We start from the raw sequence: 20,244 nt of genomic DNA, 5'->3' as shown, positions 1-20,244 counted from the left end.
TGCTGATCCCGCCGTGATCGCGCGCTCCGCAGCGAAAAACGAAGGGCCCCCGCTGAGCGGGGGCCCTTCTCGATGTGGCGAGTGAGGGATTCGAACCCCCGAATGCAATGCAGTCTGATTTACAGTCAGATCCCTTTGGCCGCTTGGGTAACTCGCCAGTGCGCACCCGCCCGGCTTGTACAGTCGACCGGAGGCGCGAGAACCCATATTACCCCCTGTGGCCGGGTGCTCCGAACCACGGGGGTCGGCCGTCAGTCGTTGCCGACGACCCGTTCGACGAAGGCCTCGGTGCGGTGGCGCGTGCCGTCGATTCGGCGATCGACGCTCGCGCGGATCTCGCTGGGCGCGAGCGGGCCAGCGATCCGCACGTTGTCGTGGCATCCGAGGTCGGCGCAGATGTACGTGCCGATCGTGTCGCCGGCATCGCCGGCGGGCCCGGCCTTACGCGCACTGAAGAGGGTGACCTGGTCTCCGGGCTGCATCGTGTGACAGAGGTTGCACAGCGCGGACCGTGCGCGTGAGCTTCCCGACGCCGCGCGCATGACGACTCCGACCGGGGCGCCCTCACGCTGCGTGATGACGTATCCCCGCTCGCGCGAGTTCGGATCCCGCCACGCGAGGAAGTCGAGGTGGTCCCAGTCGAGCAGCATGAAGTCGATCGGCATCGCCATGATCCGGCGATCGTCGACCGTCGCGTTCACGAACGAAGCGCGGACTTGGTCTTCGGTCAGAGCTTGCACGCGTTCCAGCCTACGAAGCGCACGGCATCCGCGGGCCGCGTGCGCGGACGCCCTCCCGCGGTCACTGCGATGCGACCCATGCCTGCCAGTCGGCCTCGGTGAATTCGGTGCTGTCGACGAAGAATCCGCCGCCGAGGACCGAATCCACTGCCATCGTCCAGGCCGACCCGTCATAGGCATCGGCGTAGGCGTAGAACGAGCCCGCGGCGTCGTACGCGAGGTTCGCGTCCTTGCTGCGCAGCGCCTCGTCGGTGAAGGCACCCATCCCCTGCGCGGCGACGGCGGCCTTCACCTCAGGCCGGAGGTACCCGGGATCGGCGAGCCCCGATTTCCATTCGACGAAGCGGGCGAATCCCTCGTGGACCGCGACGGGCGGTGCGATGAACGACCCGGGCGCCGCTGCGTAGTGAAGGCCGTGTGCGAACTCGTGGACGAACACCTGCTCGCGACCCGACGCGCTGCCCGGGCCCATCACGATGAGCGTTCCGGATGTGTCGGATCCCGTCGCGATCACGGGGTCGAGGAAGCGCTGCGCGATCTGCGGACGCAGGGTCGGACGGGCATAACCGGCGACATCCATGTCCCACGGCGTGCCCTTGCCGTACTGCCAGCGCTGGAAGCGGTCATCGTCGTCGGTGATCGCCGATACGAAGCCGTCCTGCGTCGGCTCGCCGCCGAGGGCGCGGATCGTGTCGAGCGCGATGACGGCCGATCGCTCGGCCGCATCCGCGTTCTGATCGACCAGCTCGGCCTCGTCGCTCATCCCGAACAGGACGACGTGATCGCGCTTGGTGACGTAGATTTCGCCCTCGTCCCACGGGTTCGGCTCGCGCGCGGGGACGATGGACGTGATCGTTGCGGGCTCGGGCGGTTCCGTCTGCTCGTACCGGTCGAACGACCGGCTGGGGACGGTACCGGGCTCGAAGGTGACGGTGTAGGCGAAGCCCTGAATGAGGTCGAGGCCGGCGTCACGGTCGCCGTCGCCTCGCTGCGGCTGTGCCGCGAAGGCGTACTGAGCGCCGAGGATCACCTCGATGGTGCCGGTCTCGTCGACGTCGAAGTCCGACGGCGCGATCGCCGCGACATCCCACCCGATCTTGCTGGAGTTGTCCCACCACAGCGCGAGCTGCGTCGCCGCGTCACCCGTGGCGTGAGCGAGGAACCGCTCACGATCCTTGTCGCGCATCGCGGCGTTCATCTCGGCGAACGTGGCGCTGGTGGGAGTCGCGAGGTCGTTGTCGGCCCACGGCGCCCAGCCGACCGGAACATCGGCCGTCGGCCCGGTCTCGGGCGTCCGCGGCCACAGCACGACGCCCGCGGCGACGGTCATCAGCAGCGCACCGATGCCGAGGGAGGCGATGACGATCTGCATCGTGCGCGCCGCGCGATTGCGAGGCTTCGGCTGCGGTGATGCCGCAGGGTGCACTTCAGTCGTGTCGGTCATCGGGTCTCCGCCTTAGAGATGAGGATGATGCGGCGTTCGGAGTCGGTCGTCAACTCGCCGCCGACGCCTGTCGAGGCGAGAACGAAGACGTAGTCGGTGCCACCGGAAGAGATGAGGTACTGCTCGAGCGGCGCCGGGGTGTTGGGGTCGTTGTGCCAGCCCATCAGATCGGTCATCGGTGCAGCCTGGCCGACGACGGGGAACCCGGCGGCGAGGGCGTCGATGTCGATGCCGTCGTCGAAGGAGGTCGAGGTTCCGCCGCTCAGGCAGACCGCGGCCAGCACGCCTTCGGTGCGCGCGATCTCGGAAATCTGCGACAGCACCACGTCGGAGGTGTAACAAGCCTGATCGATAGGGGCGGGCTCGAAGCTCGTGGTCGCGACGACCGCTCCGTCGTACGCCGACGCCGAGGCGGCGCCCGTCACCCGCCAGGGGCCGATGGCCGTCGGAGTCTCCCCCTGGCGAGCGCCGGAGGGCACATCGTCACCGTAGTAGTAGGGCCGGGTCAGCCAGATCTCGCGGGTCGAGGTCGCCGTCTGCGGCGTGCCGTCGACGGTGAAGGTGTAGGTCATGTCGACCAGTGCTTTGGCGGTGTCCGCGCCGCTCGGCGACTCGTAGCCGGCGGTGCCGTTGGTTCCATAGAGGATGCCGCGCCGGTCGTACTCGATGGAGAGGTCGAGCACCTCCGCGGCACGCGCATCGCCGAACAGGGGCGTCGCCGACCCCGAGATCGCGATGTACCCGGGCGAGGCGTACTGCGTCCAGCTGGGCTCGTCTGCTGTGGCGGCGGCGAGGAAGCCGTCGACGACATCCGGCGCCTCCGAGGTCGCGGCGGCGTTGGCCGAGACGACGGTCCAGCCGACGAACCCGGCTGCGCCGCCGACGATGAGGAGGGTGGCCGCCAGCACGATCCAGGTCACGCGCGTCATCACCTTCTGCCCGGGGTTCTTGGACGCGGGACCGGGCGCGGCAGCGGGGGCCGCCGCCGGCGCGGCATCCGACGCCGACTGCTCCGCCACAGGGTAGGGCGAGACATGGTCGGTCCATCGCTGGCCGTCCCAATACCTCAGCTGCTGCTGTCCCGATGGGTCGGGATGCCAGCCGGCCGGCGCGGTCGGAACAAAGTCCGGCACGTCGTTCACACGTCCCCCTCGCCCCGGCCGCGAGCACCGCCGGTCCGTGACGATGCTATTGGCATGCGCGAAGTGGCTCGTACACCTGCTTTTCCGCGCCGGATCTGCTAGTCGTGACGGACACCCTGGGCGTCAGATGAACCAGCCGTTCAGGAATCCGGTCCCCAGCAGCACCTGCCCCCAGCCGAGGATCAGCGCGACCACGGGCCACCCGTATCCTCCTCGGTCACCGCGCGCCGCGATCAGCCCGATGATGCCGAGCACGCCGCCGAGGGCTCCGGCCGCGATCGAGATCGGCAGTGCGATGAACAGCATCCATCCCCAGAGCGGATCCACGGTGTACCCGAGGACGACCACGACAGCAACCGGGAGGATGCCGATGCCCGCGAGGATCGTCGCGGCGATTCCCCACCCGCGGCCGCGGCGGCGCCGGGACCGGTCAGCGGGCTCACTCGTCATGGCGCGAGCCTAGCGTCCCCCGGCGCGACGCCACGGGCGCGGCTAGAGTAGCGGCATGGCAGATTCCTCGTTCGACATCGTCAGCAAGATCGATCGCCAGGAGGCCGACAATGCGCTGAACCAGGCCCGCAAGGAGGTCGAGCAGCGCTACGACTTCAAGGGCACCGATGCCTCCATCGAGTGGTCGGGCGAGTCGATCCTCATCAAGGCGAACTCCGAAGAGCGCGCCAAGGCCGTGCTCGACGTCTTCCAGACGAAGCTCATCAAGCGGGGCATCTCGCTCAAGAGCCTCGACTCGGGCGAGCCCACCGCTTCCGGCCGCGAGTACCGCATCGTCTCGACGCTGAAGGAGGGCATCTCGTCGGAGGATGCCAAGAAGATCAGCAAGATGATCCGCGACGAAGGTCCGAAGTCTGTCAAGTCGCAGATCCAGGGCGACGAGCTGCGCGTGCAGTCGAAGTCGCGCGACGACCTGCAGGAAGTGCAGCGGATGCTGAAGGCCGCCGACCTCGACGTCGACCTCCAGTTCGTCAACTACCGCTGACGCTCCCCCGCACCATCCCGGGCTGAGCGCTCACCGGTCGAGGCCGCTGACGAACGACACCAGTCGGTCAGCGGCTTCGGCGCGTGCGGGCGCAGCCGAGAGGAAGACGTCGTGCAGGGCGCCCTCGATGCGGGCGATCGTGACGGTGGCGGCGATGCGGGTGGCCGCGCGTGCGATGTCGTCGACGACGAGCACCGAGTCGGTCGAGGTCATCGTGTCGTTCCAGCGCAGCGGCGACGTCGACCGCGCCGAGAGCAGAACGAGGGCCGGTGCGCCGACCTCCACGCCGGCCGCGACGCGCGCATGCCCGGCGATGACGGCGGCGAGCCATGCGGGATGCGTCGGGAAGCCCCGTTCGGGACGCCAGCCGTCGGGCGCATCGGGCAGGCTGCCCACTTCACGCTGGGCCCGCGTGTAGAACCCGAGATCGACGGCGGGGTGGGCACCGCGCGGGTCGAAGCGCGCCCGCACCTCGACGAGCGGCGCGACCGCCTGCCGCCCGAGGGGGCCGAGCTGCAGCTCCAGCCACGGACTGTTCAGCACCACGGCGGCGGCTCGCCCCGGGTGACGCGCCGCCCAGAGGGTGAGCGTCAGCCCGCCGGTGCTGTGCCCGAGGAGCATGAGCCGCCGGCCCAGACGCTCGGTGTCCATGGCAGCGAGCGCCGCCTCGATGTCGTCGTCGTAGACATCGAGCGATGTGACGTACCCGCGCGCCTGTCCGGGACGGATGCTGCGCCCGTACTTCCGCAGGTCGAGCGCGTGGAACCGCGCGCCACGATCGGTGAAGATCCGCGCGAGGTCGGTCTGGAAGAAGTAGTCCGACCAGCCGTGGACGTACAGCACGTCGATGTCGCGCCACGCGCCGAAGAGGCGGAGCCCCGGATGCGGCATCGCCCGCACGAGTGTCGCGACCACGTCGCCCTCGTCATCCGACCCGAGCGGAAGCGTCGTCTGCTCGAAGCCGGGACCCAGCAGGTCGGGACCCCACGTCACCTCATCCGCCCGCATGCCCCCACCCTAGGTCGTGGACATCCGCGGGCGCAGGGGGTCAGGCGGCGGAACTCTGCTGCGAGCCCGAGCCCGCACCGGAGCCGGTGCGACGGGCCTCACGCTCCTGGGCACGCTGGAGCGCGCGCTTGCGCTGCTCGCGGGCGTCGTCCTCGAGCTTCGCTGCCCTCTCCTCGTCGCGCGTGAGGTTCTCTCCCGTCTCGGGGTCGAACACGTGCAGCGAGTCGGGCGAGAACCACAGTGTCGCCGGATCCCCCGCGCGGATGTTGCTGAGCGAGTCGAGCGCCACGACGAGCTCCGTGCGGAGCCCCTCTCCGTCGAGATCGCGGTCGAGCTCGGCGAGCTTCTCGCGTACCGATTCCTCGACCTCGAATGGGATGTAGGCGTACAGCACCTCGCCGAGCCACTCGGTCATCTCGACGTCGACCTCGGCGCGCACACCACCCTCGAGCGGACGGTCGGAGGTCTCGGCATCCTCGAATGCATCGGGACGCACGCCGACGATGACGAGCTCGCGCTCTCCGATCGCGCGGCGCAGCCGGTCATCGAGCGGAACGTCGAACATCGGCAGCTTGAGGGTGTCGCCCTCGACCGTGCCGTGCAGGAAGTTCATCGGCGGCGAGCCGATGAAACCGGCCACGAAGAGGTTCACCGGCTGCTCGTACAGCCCGCGAGGGCTGGCCACCTGCTGCAGCTCGCCGCGGCGGAGCACCGCCACCCGGTCGCCGAGCGTCATGGCCTCGGTCTGATCGTGGGTGACGTAGACGGTCGTCGTTCCCAGCGAGCGCTGCAGCCGGGCGATCTCGGTGCGCATCTGCCCGCGCAGCTTGGCGTCGAGGTTCGACAGCGGCTCGTCGAACAGGAACGCCCGAGCGTTGCGGACGATCGCGCGGCCCATCGCCACGCGCTGACGCTGGCCACCCGAGAGGTTCGCCGGTTTGCGCTCGAGGTGCTCGTCGAGCTCGAGAAGGCTCGAGGCCCGGCGCACGCGCTCGTCGATCTCATCGTCGGGCACGTTGCTCGACTTCAATCGCATCGGGAAGGCGATGTTCTCGTACACCGTGAGGTGCGGGTAGAGCGCGTAGTTCTGGAACACCATCGCCAGGTCACGATCCTTCGGCGCCTTGTCGTTGACGAGGTCGCCGTCGATGAGCATCTCGCCGCTTGTGATGTCTTCGAGGCCCACGATCATCCGCAGGAGCGTCGACTTGCCGCATCCGGAGGGTCCGACGAGGATCACGAACTCGCCGTCGGCGATGTCGAGGTCGACGCCCTTGACCGCCGTGAAGCCGTCGTCGTACGTCTTCACGATGTTCTTCAGCGTGATGGAGGCCATGACGTTCCCTTCGAGGTAGACGCGGCGGCGGCGGGGATGCTGGAGGTCATCCCTTGACCGCGCCCTGCGTGAGGCCGGAGACGATCCGGCGCTGGAAGATGACGACGACCACCACGATCGGGATCGTCACGATGATGGCGGCCGCCGAGATCGCGCCCGTGGGCTGCTCGAACTGCGACGCTCCGGTGAAGAACGACAGAGCGGCGGGCACGGGGCGCGCCGCACTCGTCGAAGTGAGCGAGATGCCGTAGACGAAGTCGTTCCACGCGATGAAGAACGCGATGATCGCCGTCGTGAACACTCCGGGCGCCGCGAGCGGGACGACCGTCTTGCGGAAGGCCTCGAACGGCGTCGCGCCATCGACCTGCGCCGCCTGCTCGAGCTCCCAGGGGATCTGGCGGAAGAAGGCCGCGAGCGTCCAGATCGCGATCGGCAGCGTCAGCGAGAGGTACGGGATGATGAGCCCCAACCAGGTGTCGTAGAGGCCGATGACCCGCCACAGGTTGAACAGCGGCGTCACGATCGAGACGATCGGGAAGACCGACACCGCGAGCGCGGTGACGAGGATGATGCGCTTGCCGCGGAACTCGAGTCGCGCGATCGCGTAGGCGCACAGCGTGGCGAGAACGACCGCGACGAAGGTGGCGATGAGCGAGATGCCGACGGAGTTGCGCAGCGCCGGAAGGAACAGATCCTGCGCGCCGCCGCCGGGGGCGAGGATCTCGGTGTAGTTCTCGAGCGTCCATTCCTGCGGGAGCAGGGTTCCCGAGAACAGACCCGACGGCGTCTTGAACGACGTCATGAGGATCGAGAAGACGGGGAAGAGCGACCAGACGAGCACCGCGATGATGATCGCGGCCCATCCGATCCGCTGCGGCCAGGTGAGCGTGCGCATCAGGAGTTCCGTCCCGTCGCCAGGTCGACTTTGAAGCCCTTGATGAAGATCGCGGCGATGATCAGGACGCTGAGGAACAGCAGCACCGAGATCGCCGAGCCGAGCCCGATCTCGAGGCGCCCGATCGAGGTGTTGTACGCGAGCAGCGACAGCGCCTCGGTGTCATTGGCGCCACCGGTCATGATGTAGATGTTGTCGAAGATGCGGAACGCCTCGAGCGTGCGGAAGAGCACGGCGACCATGATCGCGGCCTTCATGTTCGGCAGGATGACGCGACGCATGACCTCCCACCCGGTGGCTCCGTCGACCTTCGCCGCCTCCTCCAGATCGCCGGGCACCTGCGCGAGGCCCGACAGCAGCAGCAGCGAGATGAACGGCGTCGTCTTCCACACCTCGGAGAAGATGATCACCACGAGGGAGGTGCCCTGCTCAGCGAACCAGTTGAGCTCGGGGTCGAACCCCGGGATCCAGCTGAGCCAGTTGTTGACGTACCCGCCCGAGTTTATGTCGAACGCGTAGAACCAGGCGAAGGCCGCCACGACCGTGATGATGCCGTACGGCACGAGGATCGCGGTCCGCACGAGCCCGCGGAGCTTCTTGATCGCCCGGTGCATCACCAGCGCGAGGAGGAAGCCGAGGATGAGCTCGAACAGCACGGTCACGACCGTGATGAAGAGGGTGACCCCCATCGACCGCCAGAACGCGGGGTCGCTGAGGACCACCCGATAGTTCTCGAAGAGGACGAACGACCGCTCGTCGGGGGCGGTGAGCCGCAGGCTGAACAGCGAATCGAACAGGGCCTGTCCGATGGGGTACATCGTGACCAGCAGCATGATGACGAACGCCGGGCCGGCCAGCATCCAGCCCAGTCGTCCCTCCGCACGCGCCCGGGCCGAGCGTCCGGGCCGCGGCGACGCGCTCTCCCGCGTGCTCACAGCAGACGCTCCCCTCGCAGGACGGCGAGGATGAACTCGCTCGATGTTCTCGGGGTGGTGTCGGGGTTCACAGCTGCCGGCGGGTGCCATGTCCGCTGGAGCCCGATCGAGATCTCGTTGTAGTACGGCGTCTGCGGACGCGGCACACCGAGGTCGAGCGACTCGCGGATGGTGTCGGCCATCGGGAACTCCTCCTGCACGCGAGGGTCGTCGTAGGCGGCGGCGTTGGACGGCGGGTTGCCGTCGGTGACGAAGTACTCCGACTGGTTCTCGGGCTGGACGATGCACTCGACGGCCTGCCAGGCGAGGTCGGGGTTTTTGCTGAAGGCGCCGACGCCGAGGTTGATGCCGCCCACCGGAGGTGCGGCCGGGGTGTCGGCATCGACACGCGGATACACCGCCCAGCCGAGGTCGTCGGCGATGGCGGGGTCGGCGCCGGTCATCGCCGGCCACACGAACGGCCAGTTGACCATGAAGGAACCCTGCTCGCCCTGGAACAGGTTCATGTTGGCGTTCTCGTCGGCGGTCGGGAGGCCCGGCCCGCCGAGCCCGTCGGCCCCGATGCGGTGGATGATCTCCGCCGCGGCACGTCCCGCGTCGCTGTCGAGCCCGAGCTCGAGCTCGTCAGCGGGCGCCTCGGGGTTCTTCAGGATCTCGCCGCCGGCCGACGCGACGAGAGCGTTGATCCACACCGTCAGCGACTCGGCCAGCGCGCCCTGAACGCCGAGCCGCAGATCCTGCTCCTGGGCGACGGCGATGATGTCGTCCCAGGTGACCGGCTGCGACATGTCGAGGCCCGCCGCCTCGACGACCGACTGCCGATACCAGAGCAGCTGCGTGTTGGCCCAGAAGGGAACGGTCACCAGCTCGCCGCCCCAGCTCGCGGAGTCGACCGCGCCCTGGACGATGCCGTCGGTGTTCTGCAGTTCTTCCGGGACGTCGTCGAGGAAGCCGGGCTCGGCGAGCTCCGGGATGAACGGCGGGTCGAGGCTCATGATGTCGAGCGAGGTGTCGCCGGCTGCCAGACGCCGGGCGAGCTGCTCGCGCTGCGACGCCGCATCACGCGGCAGCAGCGACGTCTCGATGCGATACGCGCCGTCAGCGGCATCCGTGCAGGCGGCGGCGATCCGCGCCTGCCCGCCGTCGTCGGGGTTGATGTACCAGGTGAGCGTGGGCACACCGTCATCGGGGGCGCAGGCGCCGAGCGTCGCTGCGAGCGCGACCACCGACGCGGCTGCCAGGACCCGGGTCGTGCGCATCGGGCCTCCTCGTTCCGTATCGTCGCGACCCAGCGCGCTCACGGCACCGGGCGTTCCCCCATCATGGCGTCGGAGGAATGCAGCGACCACGGGTTGCCCAACCCGACGCGCTGTAGTACGCCGGGCGGGCGAGGATGCCGGTCAGTTCTCGGCGACCAGGCTCACGATCTCAGCGGGGTCGTCGCCCGCGAACGCGTGCGATTTCGTCTCGAGGAACGCGCAGAGGGTCGACACCATCGCGAGCTCGGTCGACAGGGCGAGCGCGGCGCCGGCTCCGAGCCGCAGTTCGGTCTCGCGCGCCTCGAACGTGATGCGCCAGGTGTTTCCGCCCGGCACGTCCGGCTCGATGTACGTCACGGTCTGCGCGTTCATCATGTTGATCGCGACGAGCCCCGTGTCGCGGCCGAGACTGCCGTCCTGCGGGATGACCTTCACGGCGAGGGAGTATCCGAACTGCCGGAACTCCTCGATCCACGAGACGAGCGTCTCCTTGCTGCGGAAGGTCATCGCCCGACCTCTTCGCCGCGCGAGATGGCGACCATGTCGTCGCGGTCGACGACCTTCACACGCGCGCGATCGGCAGCGGCGCCGAGAGCGATCTCGTGCTCGTCGAGACGGTGCCACCCGTCGAGGTCGGTCCAGGCGACGCCGCGCTCGGTCAGCAGATCGAGGACGCCCTGCTCGGACGGGTCCACCGGCTGCCACCACGACCCCTGGTCGTTGATGACATGGCGCACGGTCTCCATCGCGTCGGACTTCGTGTGGCCGATGAGTCCGACGGGTCCGCGCTTGATCCATCCCGTCGCGTACACGCCCGGCACGCGCTCGTTCGAGTCCTCGTGGAGCACCTGACCCTCGTGGTTCGGGATGACGCCGTGCGTGGCGTCGAACGGCACGCCCGGCAGCGGCGACCCGAAGTACCCGACCGCGCGGTAGAGACCCTGGAGGGCGACCTCGCGCATCTCGCCGGTGCCCTCGACCCCGCCTTGCCCGTCGGGACGCGTCCGCTCGTAGACGAGCGCGGCGACGCGGCCCGCGGCATCCTTCTTGACCTCGACCGGCTTGGCGTAGAAGTGCAGGTGCAGGCGACGTGAGGCCTCTCCCCCGGCGCCGTTGACGCCCGGGCGCTGACGCCATGACTGCAGCACGCGGTCGATGACCATCACCTGCTTGTTCGACGCGATCGCCGCCTTCGAGGCCTCGTCGTAGTCGAAGTCCTCGTCGTAGACCACGAGGTCGACGTCGCGCAGATCGCCGAGCTCGCGCAGCTCGAGGGGCGTGAACTTGACCTGCGCGGGTCCGCGGCGTCCGAAGATGTGGACATCGGTCACGGCCGACGAGCGGAGACCCTGGTAGACGTTGTCGGGGATCTCCGTGACCAGAAGGTCGTCCGCGTGCTTGGCGAGCAGTCGAGCCACGTCGAGCGCGACGTTGCCGTTGCCGATGACGCCGACGGATGCGGCATCCAGCGGCCATTCGCGTGGGAAGTCGGGGTGACCGTCGTACCAGCTGACGAAGTCGGCCGCGCCGTACGAGCCGTCGGCATCGATGCCGGGGATGTCGAGGGCTGCGTCGCGCACCGCGCCGGTGGCGAAGATGACGGCGTTGTAGTGGTGCTTCAGGTCATCGAGCGTGATGTCCTCGCCGAAGCGCACGTTGCCGAACAGGCGGATGTCGCCGCTGTCGATCACGTCGCGGAGGGCGTTGATGATGCCCTTGATGCGGGGGTGATCGGGCGCGACTCCGTAGCGGACGAGCCCGTAGGGGGCGGGCAGGTGATCGAACAGGTCGATCGAGACGTCGAACTTGCGCTCGGCCTTCAGCAGCAGATCCGCGGCGTAGATGCCGGCGGGCCCGGCTCCGACGATGGCCAGCCTCAGCTTGGTCATGGGTGTTCCTCGTTCCTGGTGGCACCCGAGCGCGGGCGCAGCGGGGGTCTGTGTCAGCTGGCGCGGTCGACGACGACCTCGGCGAACCGGGTCAGCGCGTCGCGCACGGCGCCGGTCGGCAACGGTGCGAGGGCCGCGACGGCGTCGTCGGCCCACTTCTCGGCGAGCTGCCGCGTCTGGGCCGTCACCTCGTGGTCGCGCAGGCGGGCGAGCGGCTCGTCGAGGATCGCGGGATCGGCTCCCTCCGCGATCTCGGCGACGCCGCGGTCGATCGTCGCGGCGAGCTCGCGCGAAGCGGCATCGTCGGCGCGGGTCAGCAACAGGTAGGGCATCGTCGGCACCCCGGCACGCAGGTCGGTTCCGGGAACCTTGCCCGTGGCCTCGGGGTCGGCGGAGAGGTCGATGACGTCATCGAGCAGCTGGAAGGCGACGCCGGCCTTCTCGCCGAACGCGAGCAGCGGCTCGGCGAGCTCCTCCGGTCCGCCGGAGAAGAGCACGCCCACCTGCGCCGCAGCGGCGATGAGCGAGCCGGTCTTGTCGGCGAGCACCTGGATGTAGAACTCGACGGGATCATCGCCGGGCTGAGCGCCGATGGTCTCGTGCATCTGACCGAGCACCAGGCGCTCGAAGGTGTCTGCCTGCACGCGGATTGCTCGCTCGCCGATGCGCGCCATCAGCTGGCTCGCCCGCGAGAAGAGCAGGTCGCCGGTGAGGATCGCGACGTTGTTCCCCCACACCTCGTGTGCGCTGGGGACGCCGCGTCGCTTGTCGGCACCGTCCATGACATCGTCGTGGTACAGCGATCCGAGGTGGGTCAGCTCGAGCGCCGCAGCGCCGGCGATGACGTCCTCGGTCGCACCGTCGCCGAGCTGCGCGGTGAGCAGAGCCAGCATGGGCCGCAACCGTTTGCCGCCGGCTTCGTAGAGGTATCGGGTCTTGGCGTCGACGAGCGCGTCGCTGACGGTGAGCTCATCGCCGAGGCGCGACTCGACGCGCTCGAGCCCGGCTTCGACGGTCGCGAGCAGCTTGCGGGTGCGGGGTCCGGCGAAGATGCGCTCGGTCATCCCGAGGTGCTTCGCCAGCCGCGGCGCGGATGGGCTCGATGTCACCTCTCCAGCCTACCGGCCGGGCGACCGCGCCGATCCGCGCGAGCCGGTTCAGACCGCGGGCTTGACAGCGCGGTGGAGCGCCACGATGCCGAAGGACAGATCGCGGTGCGCGACCTCGTCCCAGCCGGCCTCGCGGATCCACCCGGCGAGGGTGCGCTGGTCGGGCCAGTCGCGGATCGACTCGTTGAGGTAGTCGTAGGCCTCGGCGTTGGAGCTCACCGCGCGCGCGACCAGCGGCAGCACCCGGTCGTTGTAGAAGCGGTAGATCCCCGCGAACGCCCGGGAGGGCGGCTGCGAGAACTCGCTGATGAGCAGGCGGCCGCCGGGCTTGGTGACGCGCAGCATCTCGGCGAGCGCCTTCTTCGGCTCGTTGACGTTGCGGAGTCCGAACGAGATCGTGACGACGTCGAACTCGGCATCCTCGAAGGGCAGGTTCGTGGCATCCGCCTCGACGAACGACAGATTCGGGATGCCGCCGCCCGGCGCCTGCGCTCCGTACCGGCGGACGCCCTCGGCGATCATGCCGGGCGAGAAGTCCGCGGCGACGACCTCGGCACCGCTGCGGGCGAGCGAGACCGAACTCGCACCCGTTCCCGCGGCGAGGTCGAGGATGCGCTCCCCCGGCTTCGGGTCGATCGCGCGGGTGGCCGCGATGCGCCAGAGGCGGTCCTGGCCGAGGCTCAGGACGTCGTTGGTGCGGTCGTAGGCGCCGGCCACCTGGTCGAACATGCCGCTCACACGCGACGGGTCCTTGCCGAGGTCGGCGCGGTTGGGCTCGCTGGTCACGCTCCGAGTCTAGGCGCGGACATGCCTGCTCAGCCCCGCCCCGCGAGGTCCCACTTCGGCCGGGTATGGGCGCGGCTTTCCCGGCCGAAGTGGGACCTCGGCGGGCGGACGGGAGTCAGGGGGCCGCGGGGGCAGGGAGGGATGCCAGGATGCCGAGCCACTGGGCGGCCGTGGGGGCGTCGAAGGGCGGTCGGTGCGCGGTGACGGCCGCCTCGAGGTCGACGGCGAGGGCCTCGAGCTCGGCGACGATCGCCCGCGGGTACCCGTAGGCGACGCGATGCTCGTCCCACTCGTCGCGGTCATCGATCCAGATGCCGCGGGTGGCGGAGTCGACGACATCCAGGTCCATGTCGATCGCCGTGGGCTCGCCGCCCTCGTCCCATCGGGCGTCCCAGGCGATGTCGATGTACACGCGGGTGGGATGCGGCGGCGCGTTCATCGTCAGCACCCACTCGCCGACCGCAGGCAGGAGCATCACGCACGGATGCGTCGCGACGAAGTCGCGTCCGGGCCGGTTGCTGCGGTCGCCGGGGCGCTGGCCGAACCAGTCGCCGTGCTCGTCGCTGCCGAGGTAGGTGCAGGCGTGCACCCAGTGGGTTCCGCCGTTCCACTTGCGCCAGCGGAAGGTCACCGGGGTTCCCGGCACGGGGCGGAGCATGACGCGCCGAGTCTAGGCTGGTCGAGTGAACGATTCTGCGCCCGCCGCCCGGCTGCGCGTGGTCACTCGCGAGATCGAGGCACCCGACGAGCTGCTGGTGTTCGCCGACCCGCAGCACCCGACGGTGTGGTCGCGACGCGGCGACATCCTCGTGGCGCGCGGCACTGCCGCGGCCTTCGACTCAGCCGACGCGAACCCCGGTCCACGCGAAGCCGCCGACTGGTGGCGCAGAACGGTCGCCGCCGCCGAGATCGACGATCCGGTCGGATTGCCGGGATCGGGCCTCGTCGCGTTCGGCGCCCTGCCGTTCGATCCCCGCCCCGACGAGCGCGCCGACGCCTCCACACCGCCATTGCACTTCGCGGTGCCTCGTTTCGTCGCGGGTCGCCGCGGGTCTCGCGCCTGGGTGACCGCGATCACCGCCGACGGATCCGACCCGGATGCCGCCCTCCCCACCGCGACCGGCTTCGGCCCGCACTGGTCGGCGACGACCGGCCCCGGAGCGCTGACACCCGACGGCTACCAGGAGATCGTGCGCGCGGGCGTCGACGCGATCCTCCACGGCGACCTGCAGAAGGTCGTCCTGGCGCGTGATCTCGCCGGCACCGTTCCCGCGGATGCCGACCTCCGGCGCCTCGTGCGCGCACTGTCGTCGGCGTACCCCGACACGTGGGCGTTCGCGGTCGACGGTCTGATCGGTGCAAGCCCCGAGACTCTCGTGACGGTGTCGGGCGGCACCGTCACCGCGCGCGTCCTCGCCGGGACGATCGCACGCGGGGCCGACGCCGACGCCGACACGGCGGCATCCCTGTCCCTCGCCACCAGCACGAAGGACCTCGACGAGCACGGCTATGCGGTGCGCAGCGTGCTCGACGCACTCCGCCCGTCGACCTCGTCGCTCGTCGCCGGCGAGCAGCCGTTCATGCTCAAGCTGCCGAACGTCTGGCACCTGGCGACCGACGTCGAGGGCGAGCTCGCCGGGGATGCCTCCGCCCTCGACCTCGTCGCGGTGCTGCACCCCACCGCGGCGGTCGCCGGCACACCGACCCCGAACGCACTCGACGAGATCCGCCGCCTCGAGCCATTCAGCCGGGGACGGTACGCGGGACCCGTCGGATGGATCGACGCGCACGGCGACGGCGAGTGGGCCATCGCGCTGCGGTGCGCGCAGTTCCGTCCCGGCGACCGCGCCGACGGCGGCGCCTCGATGCCCTTCACCGCCTACGCCGGTGCGGGCATCGTGGGCGCGAGCGACCCCGAGTCGGAGATGCTCGAGACACGCGTGAAGTTCCGGCCGATCATCGACGCGCTGGCCTGAGCGGGCGCACGGGCCGCACACCGGGCGGAGCGACTCAGCGGGCGAGCGGGACCTCGATGAGCAGACGTCCGCCGACCGGCGAGGTGAGCACCTGGTCGAGCGCGGAGCGCGTCGTCACGCGGCGGTACTCCCACCCGTAGGCGAGCGCGAGCTGCTCGAGCCGCGCCTCATGCGGCGTGAAGAGCACCCGGTCGGCGGCCTCCGGCGGTGCGGTGCCGGCGACCTCGAGCCCGTCGAAGATGGTGCCCCCGCCGTCGTTGCCGACGATGACCTGGATCCGGGGTTCGTCCTCGGTGCCGGGAAGCAGCAGCGCGCCCACGTCGTGCAGCAGAGACAGGTCGCCGGTGAGCACGCGGGTCACGCCCGCCCGTGCGTCGTCCTGGCTCGCGACCGCGATACCCATTCCGGTGGCGACGATGCCGTCGATGCCCGCGAGCCCCCGATTGGCGTGCACGGGCACTTTTTTGCCACCGAGCACCGTGTCGGCCACGCGAACGAGCCTCGACGAGGCGAACAGCAGACGATCGTGCGGCCAGCTCGCCCGCCAGACGGCGTCGACGAGCGACTCACGGTCGAGCGGAGCCTTGAGAACGGCCATCTCCGCCGAGATCGCGCCGAGTCGCTCCTGCGGCACCGCCGACGCGAGCCCGTCGACATCGGGCGCCGCGGGGCTCAGGTCGACGGCCTCCTCACGCGATGCGCGCATCCAGGCGCCGAGCCAGGCCCGGTCCGCCTCTCCGGGCTGAACGGACACCGCGGCGACCGCTGTCGTCGTTCCGTTGAGATTCAGGTCCTCTCCTGGGCCGCGCACGGCCCAGACCTCGACCTCCGGTCGCGAAAGCAATGCGGCCACCTCGCGGCTGAGCGTCGGGTGCCCGAACACGACGACCCGTTCCACGGCGTCGGCGAGATCGGGGCGGGAGAGCACCGCACGGTAACCGTGGACGAGGTTGCGCCCGAACCGCGCACCGCTGACGATCTCGGCGACGAGCGGCCAGCCTCCCGCGTGAGCGAGATCCTCCGCCGCCGGACCGGCATCCGCGCCCGCGACGACGAGCGTGTTCGGCCCGCGGGTGAGCTCCACCGGCTCGAGGGGCATCGGGGGTTCGGCTTGGCCGATGCCCCCACCGCCCTGATAGTGCGCGCCCGACACTGTGGCGTCGACTGTTTCGCCCGGCTCGGCGCCGCGGGCGGCCGGGGCGGGCGCGGGCTCGGCGTCCGCGTCGATGAGCCACGGCGGGAGGCCGCCCGACAACGGGTTCCGATACGGCAGGTTCAGGTGCACGGGGCCGGCCGGCCGCGATCGGTCGCCGAGCGCCGCGGTGAGCGCGTCGGCGGCCAGGACGGCGATCTCCGCCGACTGCGCCCCGGTGGGGGCGTCGTCGATGTCCTGCGGCGTCACGGCGTCGACCTCGAGCCGGACGAAGCGCGAGAACATCCCGGGCTGATGCGTCGCCTGATTGGCCCCGATGCCGCGCAGCTCCGGCGGCCGGTCGGCGGTCAGCAGCAGCATCGGCACGCCGGAGTGGTGCGCCTCGAGAACGGCAGGCATCAGGTTGGCGACCGCCGTTCCCGACGTGCATACGACAGCCGCCGGCATCCGGGTGTCACGTCCGATACCGAGCGCGGTGAACCCGGCGACCCGCTCGTCGATGCGGACGTGCAGACGGATGAGGCCCCGCCGCTCCAATTCCGCCGCCACGAGCGCGAGCGCCTGGGAGCGCGATCCCGGGCTCAGGACCACGTGGCGCACTCCCCCGGCGACGAGAGCACCGAGCAGTGCAGCGGCGGCGTCGGTCGCCGGCGCCCGATCCGCCGGCGTCGGAGCGTGTTCGGCGCCGTTCATCTCAGGCGCGCGGGCCGCGTGAGCCGGCCGGGCCTTCGGCATCGTCATCGCTCGACGACGAGGAAGCGGGCGGAACGTCGCGAGGGTCGTCGGCCTCGGCGTCGAGGGCCGCCAGCTCCTCCTCGAGACGGCGGATGCGCTCGTCCTGGTCTCGCACCGACCCGAGGCTGCCGAGGAAGTCGGGGTCGTCGTCCGGGGCTCGGCGGACGGGAGCGCTCGCGCGGCGGGCGCGTCCGACGACGAACCAGAGGATGCCGCCCAGCACGGGCAGCAGGACCACGATGAGGATCCAGACCGGCTTGCTGACGCCGCGGTGACGGGTCGCGTCCTGCAGCGCGCAGTCGACGATGCTGTACACCCAGAAGGCGAGTGCCAGCAGCACACCGATGAGCAGGAGCCGCGCCATCCCCCCATCCTAGGCGTCCGGCGACCCCCTCGGCCCGGACGTAGAATGGCCGGATGAATGCCCGCTCGGCCGTCGTCTACTCGGTGCTGCGGCTCCTCGCCTTCCTGGTCCCGTTCGGCATCATGATGCTGTTCCCCATCATGCGCGAGTACTACTGGCTCTCAGCGATCTTCGCCGCCCTCATCGGCTTGAGCCTGTCGATGATCTTCCTGCGCCGGCCGCTCGACGATGTCGCTTCGGGCCTCGCCGAACGACGCACGCGCCGCCGCTCCGGCGCCCAGACCGACGCCGAGGCCGAAGACGCCGCGTCCTGACCTCAGGTCTTCCGGGCCTCAGCCGACGAAGGCCCAGAACAGGAACGCGCCGTACGCGACGGACGTCAACGAGGTCAGCGCGAGGGCGACGACCAGTTCACGCGGCTGGCGGTACGTCCAGACGATGAGGATGGCCGACAGAGCCGGCAGCAGCGCGAAGAGGCTCAGCCAGGCGATCGGATAGACCAGGGCGAGCAGCACGGCGATCGCGAACGGCGCCAGGACGAACAGGGTGAAGACGATGCGCGTCGCCGTCCGGCCGATCAGGACCGTCAGGGTGCGCTTGCCGGCGATGCGGTCCTGGTCGATGTCGCGCAGGTTGTTCGCCAGGAGCACGGCGCACGCGAGGAGCCCAGCGCCCACCGCGCCGAACCAGCTCTCCTGGGGAACGAATCCGGCCTGGACGAAGGTCGTGCCGACGGTTGCGACAAGGCCGAAGAAGACGAAGACGAAGAGCTCGCCGAGACCCGCGTAGCCGTACGGGCGCTTGCCACCCGTGTAGAACCACGCCGCGACGACGCAGGCGGCCCCGACCAGCAGCATCCACCAGTGCCCCGTCCGCACGACGATCGCGATGCCGGCGACGGCGGCGATACCGAAGAACCCGAGGGCGACGATGAGCACCGTTCGGGGCTTCGCCAGCTTGCCGCCGGTGAGTCGCGCGGGACCCACGCGCACATCGTCCGTGCCCCGGATGCCGTCGCTGTAGTCGTTGGCGTAGTTGACGCCGATCTGCAGTGCGACCGCGACCACGAGGCAGCACAGCGCGATGACCCAGTGCAGGTCGCGGTCGACGAGCATCGCCGCCCCCGTGCCGATGAGAACCGGGGTGATCGCGAGCGGCAGGGTGCGCAGCCGCGCCGCGCCGATCCAGTCGCGAGCCGTCGCCTTCCGCGGCGGCGGAGCCGAGACGAGGCCGCGCTTGGCGGGGTTACCGCCGCGCGGCGCGGGACGAGACGACTTCGGGGAGCGAGACGAGCGAGCCACGAGGGATCATCCTAGATCGCGAGCATGCGACGCAACGCCGCACGGTCGGGTTTTCCGCTCGCGAGCACCGGCATGCGCTCGACCGGGACGACCCGTGCCGGGCGCGCCGGCTTGCCGAGCCGGTCGCCGACCGTGTCCCGGATCTCGGACAGCAGAGCCGACTCGTCGGCACCGATCTCGGCGAGCGCTGCGATCTCGACGACGACGGCGGACGCCTGCCCCCATCGCTCGTCGGCCGTCGCGACGACGACGGCCGACGCGAGTCCGGGTCGCTCCCGGACGACGGCCTCGACGCGGTCGAGCGAGACGTTGACGCCACCCGAGATGATGACGTTGTCGACGCGCCCGGTCACCCGCAGCACGTTCTCGTCGAACTCCCCCGCGTCGCCGGTGCGGTACCAGCGCACACCGTCGTCCACGATGAAGGATGCCGCCGTGCGGTCGGGCTCGCCGAGGTAGCCGTCGGCGAGCATGGGGCCCGAGAGCTGCACCTCGCCGGCCACGATCCGCACCCCTACCCCGTCGAGCGGGACGCCGTCGTAGACGCATCCGCCACTGGTCTCCGTCGAGCCGTAGGTGCGCACGATGCGCGCCCCCAACCGCGTGGCGCGCTCGCGCTGCGACGCCGGGAGCGCCTGCCCGCCCACCAGGATCGCCTCGTAGGCCCGCAGGGCGTCGGCGACGGCGGCATTCGTCTCGGCCGCATCGAGCAGATCGGCCAGCTGGGCGGGTACCAGCGAGGTGAACGTCGCCGCACGCTGCCCGCCGACGCTCGAGTGCGTCGACGCGGTGACCGCGGCGAAGGCGGCGGGCGAGAACGACCCCGTGAGGACGGCCGGCTGGTGCCCCGCGAGGAGGCTGCGCACCATCACCTGCAGCCCCGCCACGTACCCGGGCGACAGGGCGAGGAGCCAGCGCCCTTCGCCGATGCGGGCCGCGGTCGACGCGGCGCTGGCGATGAGGGCCGAACGGCTGAGCACGACGCTCTTGGGCACCCCCGTCGACCCCGACGTCGTGACGACGGCGACGGTTCCCGGCGGCGCCTGCGCCGGAGCGCTCGTGCCGGCGGGCGCGCCGAGGGCGAGCGCCGGCCCGGCACCGTCGAGGGTCTGCCGAAGGGCCCGGAGCACCGCGCGGGGCTCCGACGCGACCGGGACGAGGTCGACCGCCATGTCAGA

General features: G+C 70.4%; 21 protein-coding genes and 1 tRNA gene. 3 read left to right on the top strand and 19 right to left on the bottom strand.

Going from position 1 to position 20,244, the window contains the following annotated elements; all coding sequences use genetic code 11:
* Positions 1 to 75: 75 nt before the first annotated feature.
* The 5 genes from P6897_RS03930 to P6897_RS03910 all read right to left on the bottom strand — a co-directional run bounded on the left by P6897_RS03930 (position 76) and on the right by P6897_RS03910 (position 3,776).
* Positions 76 to 157, bottom strand: a tRNA-Tyr gene (locus P6897_RS03930).
* A gap of 94 nt (positions 158 to 251) precedes the next feature.
* Complete coding sequence (locus P6897_RS03925; protein ID WP_269267386.1) at positions 252 to 740, bottom strand: FBP domain-containing protein; 489 nt, start codon at positions 738 to 740, stop codon at positions 252 to 254.
* Between the two features lie 61 nt (positions 741 to 801).
* On the bottom strand, positions 802 to 2,184 hold the full coding sequence (locus P6897_RS03920; protein WP_282502159.1) for a hypothetical protein: 1,383 nt from the start codon (positions 2,182 to 2,184) through the stop codon (positions 802 to 804).
* The gene (locus P6897_RS03915; protein WP_282502158.1) at positions 2,181 to 3,326 is read right to left on the bottom strand and encodes a DUF2510 domain-containing protein; all 1,146 of its coding nucleotides are present in this window, start codon (positions 3,324 to 3,326) and stop codon (positions 2,181 to 2,183) included. Before P6897_RS03915 ends, P6897_RS03920 begins: the two co-directional genes overlap by 4 nt.
* A 123-nt stretch (positions 3,327 to 3,449) precedes the next feature.
* Positions 3,450 to 3,776, bottom strand: coding sequence for a hypothetical protein (locus tag P6897_RS03910; protein ID WP_282502157.1), 327 nt, complete (start codon positions 3,774 to 3,776; stop codon positions 3,450 to 3,452).
* 55 nt (positions 3,777 to 3,831) lie between these two features.
* Here P6897_RS03910 and P6897_RS03905 point away from each other — a divergent pair, with 55 nt between their 5' ends.
* The gene (locus tag P6897_RS03905) at positions 3,832 to 4,320 is read left to right on the top strand and encodes a YajQ family cyclic di-GMP-binding protein (RefSeq protein WP_071918434.1); all 489 of its coding nucleotides are present in this window, start codon (positions 3,832 to 3,834) and stop codon (positions 4,318 to 4,320) included.
* Positions 4,321 to 4,350: 30 nt separating this feature from the next.
* Here P6897_RS03905 and P6897_RS03900 read toward each other — a convergent pair whose 3' ends face one another.
* The 10 genes from P6897_RS03900 to P6897_RS03855 form a co-directional block, all read right to left on the bottom strand.
* Entirely contained in the window at positions 4,351 to 5,328 is a 978-nt protein-coding gene (locus P6897_RS03900; RefSeq protein ID WP_282502156.1) for an alpha/beta hydrolase, read from the bottom strand.
* A 40-nt stretch (positions 5,329 to 5,368) separates the two neighbouring features.
* On the bottom strand, positions 5,369 to 6,664 hold the full coding sequence (gene ugpC / locus P6897_RS03895; RefSeq protein ID WP_112616747.1) for a sn-glycerol-3-phosphate ABC transporter ATP-binding protein UgpC: 1,296 nt from the start codon (positions 6,662 to 6,664) through the stop codon (positions 5,369 to 5,371).
* A 46-nt stretch (positions 6,665 to 6,710) separates the two neighbouring features.
* Complete coding sequence (locus P6897_RS03890) at positions 6,711 to 7,559, bottom strand: carbohydrate ABC transporter permease (protein ID WP_094262209.1); 849 nt, start codon at positions 7,557 to 7,559, stop codon at positions 6,711 to 6,713.
* Positions 7,559 to 8,494 (bottom strand): sugar ABC transporter permease, encoded by a 936-nt coding sequence (locus P6897_RS03885; protein WP_282502154.1) that lies wholly within the window; start codon positions 8,492 to 8,494, stop codon positions 7,559 to 7,561. The genes P6897_RS03890 and P6897_RS03885 overlap by 1 nt, the downstream gene beginning before the upstream one ends.
* Positions 8,491 to 9,753 carry an extracellular solute-binding protein gene (locus tag P6897_RS03880; RefSeq protein WP_282502153.1) on the bottom strand — a complete coding sequence of 421 codons (1,263 nt, stop codon included), beginning with the start codon at positions 9,751 to 9,753 and terminating at the stop codon, positions 8,491 to 8,493. Before P6897_RS03880 ends, P6897_RS03885 begins: the two co-directional genes overlap by 4 nt.
* A gap of 141 nt (positions 9,754 to 9,894) precedes the next feature.
* Positions 9,895 to 10,260: a hypothetical protein gene (locus P6897_RS03875; RefSeq protein WP_274178475.1), complete on the bottom strand. Its 366-nt coding sequence runs from the start codon at positions 10,258 to 10,260 to the stop codon at positions 9,895 to 9,897.
* Positions 10,257 to 11,642, bottom strand: coding sequence for an FAD-dependent oxidoreductase (locus P6897_RS03870; protein ID WP_274178474.1), 1,386 nt, complete (start codon positions 11,640 to 11,642; stop codon positions 10,257 to 10,259). The genes P6897_RS03875 and P6897_RS03870 overlap by 4 nt, the downstream gene beginning before the upstream one ends.
* 53 nt (positions 11,643 to 11,695) lie before the next feature.
* Positions 11,696 to 12,751, bottom strand: coding sequence for a polyprenyl synthetase family protein (locus P6897_RS03865; protein ID WP_274178473.1), 1,056 nt, complete (start codon positions 12,749 to 12,751; stop codon positions 11,696 to 11,698).
* Between the two features lie 48 nt (positions 12,752 to 12,799).
* Positions 12,800 to 13,480: a class I SAM-dependent methyltransferase gene (locus P6897_RS03860; protein ID WP_282502546.1), complete on the bottom strand. Its 681-nt coding sequence runs from the start codon at positions 13,478 to 13,480 to the stop codon at positions 12,800 to 12,802.
* A gap of 172 nt (positions 13,481 to 13,652) precedes the next feature.
* Positions 13,653 to 14,195, bottom strand: coding sequence for a DUF402 domain-containing protein (locus tag P6897_RS03855; protein ID WP_282502152.1), 543 nt, complete (start codon positions 14,193 to 14,195; stop codon positions 13,653 to 13,655).
* A 25-nt stretch (positions 14,196 to 14,220) separates the two neighbouring features.
* Here P6897_RS03855 and P6897_RS03850 point away from each other — a divergent pair, with 25 nt between their 5' ends.
* On the top strand, positions 14,221 to 15,513 hold the full coding sequence (locus tag P6897_RS03850) for an isochorismate synthase (RefSeq protein WP_282502151.1): 1,293 nt from the start codon (positions 14,221 to 14,223) through the stop codon (positions 15,511 to 15,513).
* A gap of 34 nt (positions 15,514 to 15,547) precedes the next feature.
* Here the strand turns inward: P6897_RS03850 and menD are convergent, their stop codons facing one another.
* Entirely contained in the window at positions 15,548 to 17,359 is a 1,812-nt protein-coding gene (gene menD / locus P6897_RS03845) for a 2-succinyl-5-enolpyruvyl-6-hydroxy-3-cyclohexene-1-carboxylic-acid synthase (protein ID WP_282502150.1), read from the bottom strand.
* A gap of 1 nt (position 17,360) precedes the next feature.
* The gene (locus P6897_RS03840) at positions 17,361 to 17,765 is read right to left on the bottom strand and encodes a PLD nuclease N-terminal domain-containing protein (protein ID WP_274178470.1); all 405 of its coding nucleotides are present in this window, start codon (positions 17,763 to 17,765) and stop codon (positions 17,361 to 17,363) included.
* A gap of 53 nt (positions 17,766 to 17,818) precedes the next feature.
* Between P6897_RS03840 and P6897_RS03835 the strand changes: the two genes are divergently transcribed.
* Positions 17,819 to 18,079 (top strand): DUF4229 domain-containing protein, encoded by a 261-nt coding sequence (locus P6897_RS03835; protein ID WP_112616729.1) that lies wholly within the window; start codon positions 17,819 to 17,821, stop codon positions 18,077 to 18,079.
* 18 nt (positions 18,080 to 18,097) lie between these two features.
* On the opposite strand, the gene P6897_RS03830 is transcribed toward P6897_RS03835, so the two are convergent.
* Both P6897_RS03830 and P6897_RS03825 read right to left on the bottom strand, forming a co-directional pair.
* A complete protein-coding gene (locus P6897_RS03830; RefSeq protein ID WP_282502149.1) occupies positions 18,098 to 19,066 on the bottom strand; it encodes a 1,4-dihydroxy-2-naphthoate polyprenyltransferase in 969 nt (322 codons plus the stop codon).
* Positions 19,067 to 19,077: 11 nt separating this feature from the next.
* The gene (locus P6897_RS03825; protein ID WP_274178469.1) at positions 19,078 to 20,238 is read right to left on the bottom strand and encodes an AMP-binding protein; all 1,161 of its coding nucleotides are present in this window, start codon (positions 20,236 to 20,238) and stop codon (positions 19,078 to 19,080) included.
* Positions 20,239 to 20,244: the final 6 nt, after the last annotated feature.

The sequence above is a fragment of the Microbacterium sp. BDGP8 genome (assembly GCF_029991045.1).
GTDB classification, from domain to species: Bacteria; Actinomycetota; Actinomycetes; order Actinomycetales; family Microbacteriaceae; genus Microbacterium; species Microbacterium plantarum.
The sequence above is the reverse complement of the archived record's forward strand: the minus strand, read 5'-3'. Positions and strand labels throughout refer to the sequence as shown.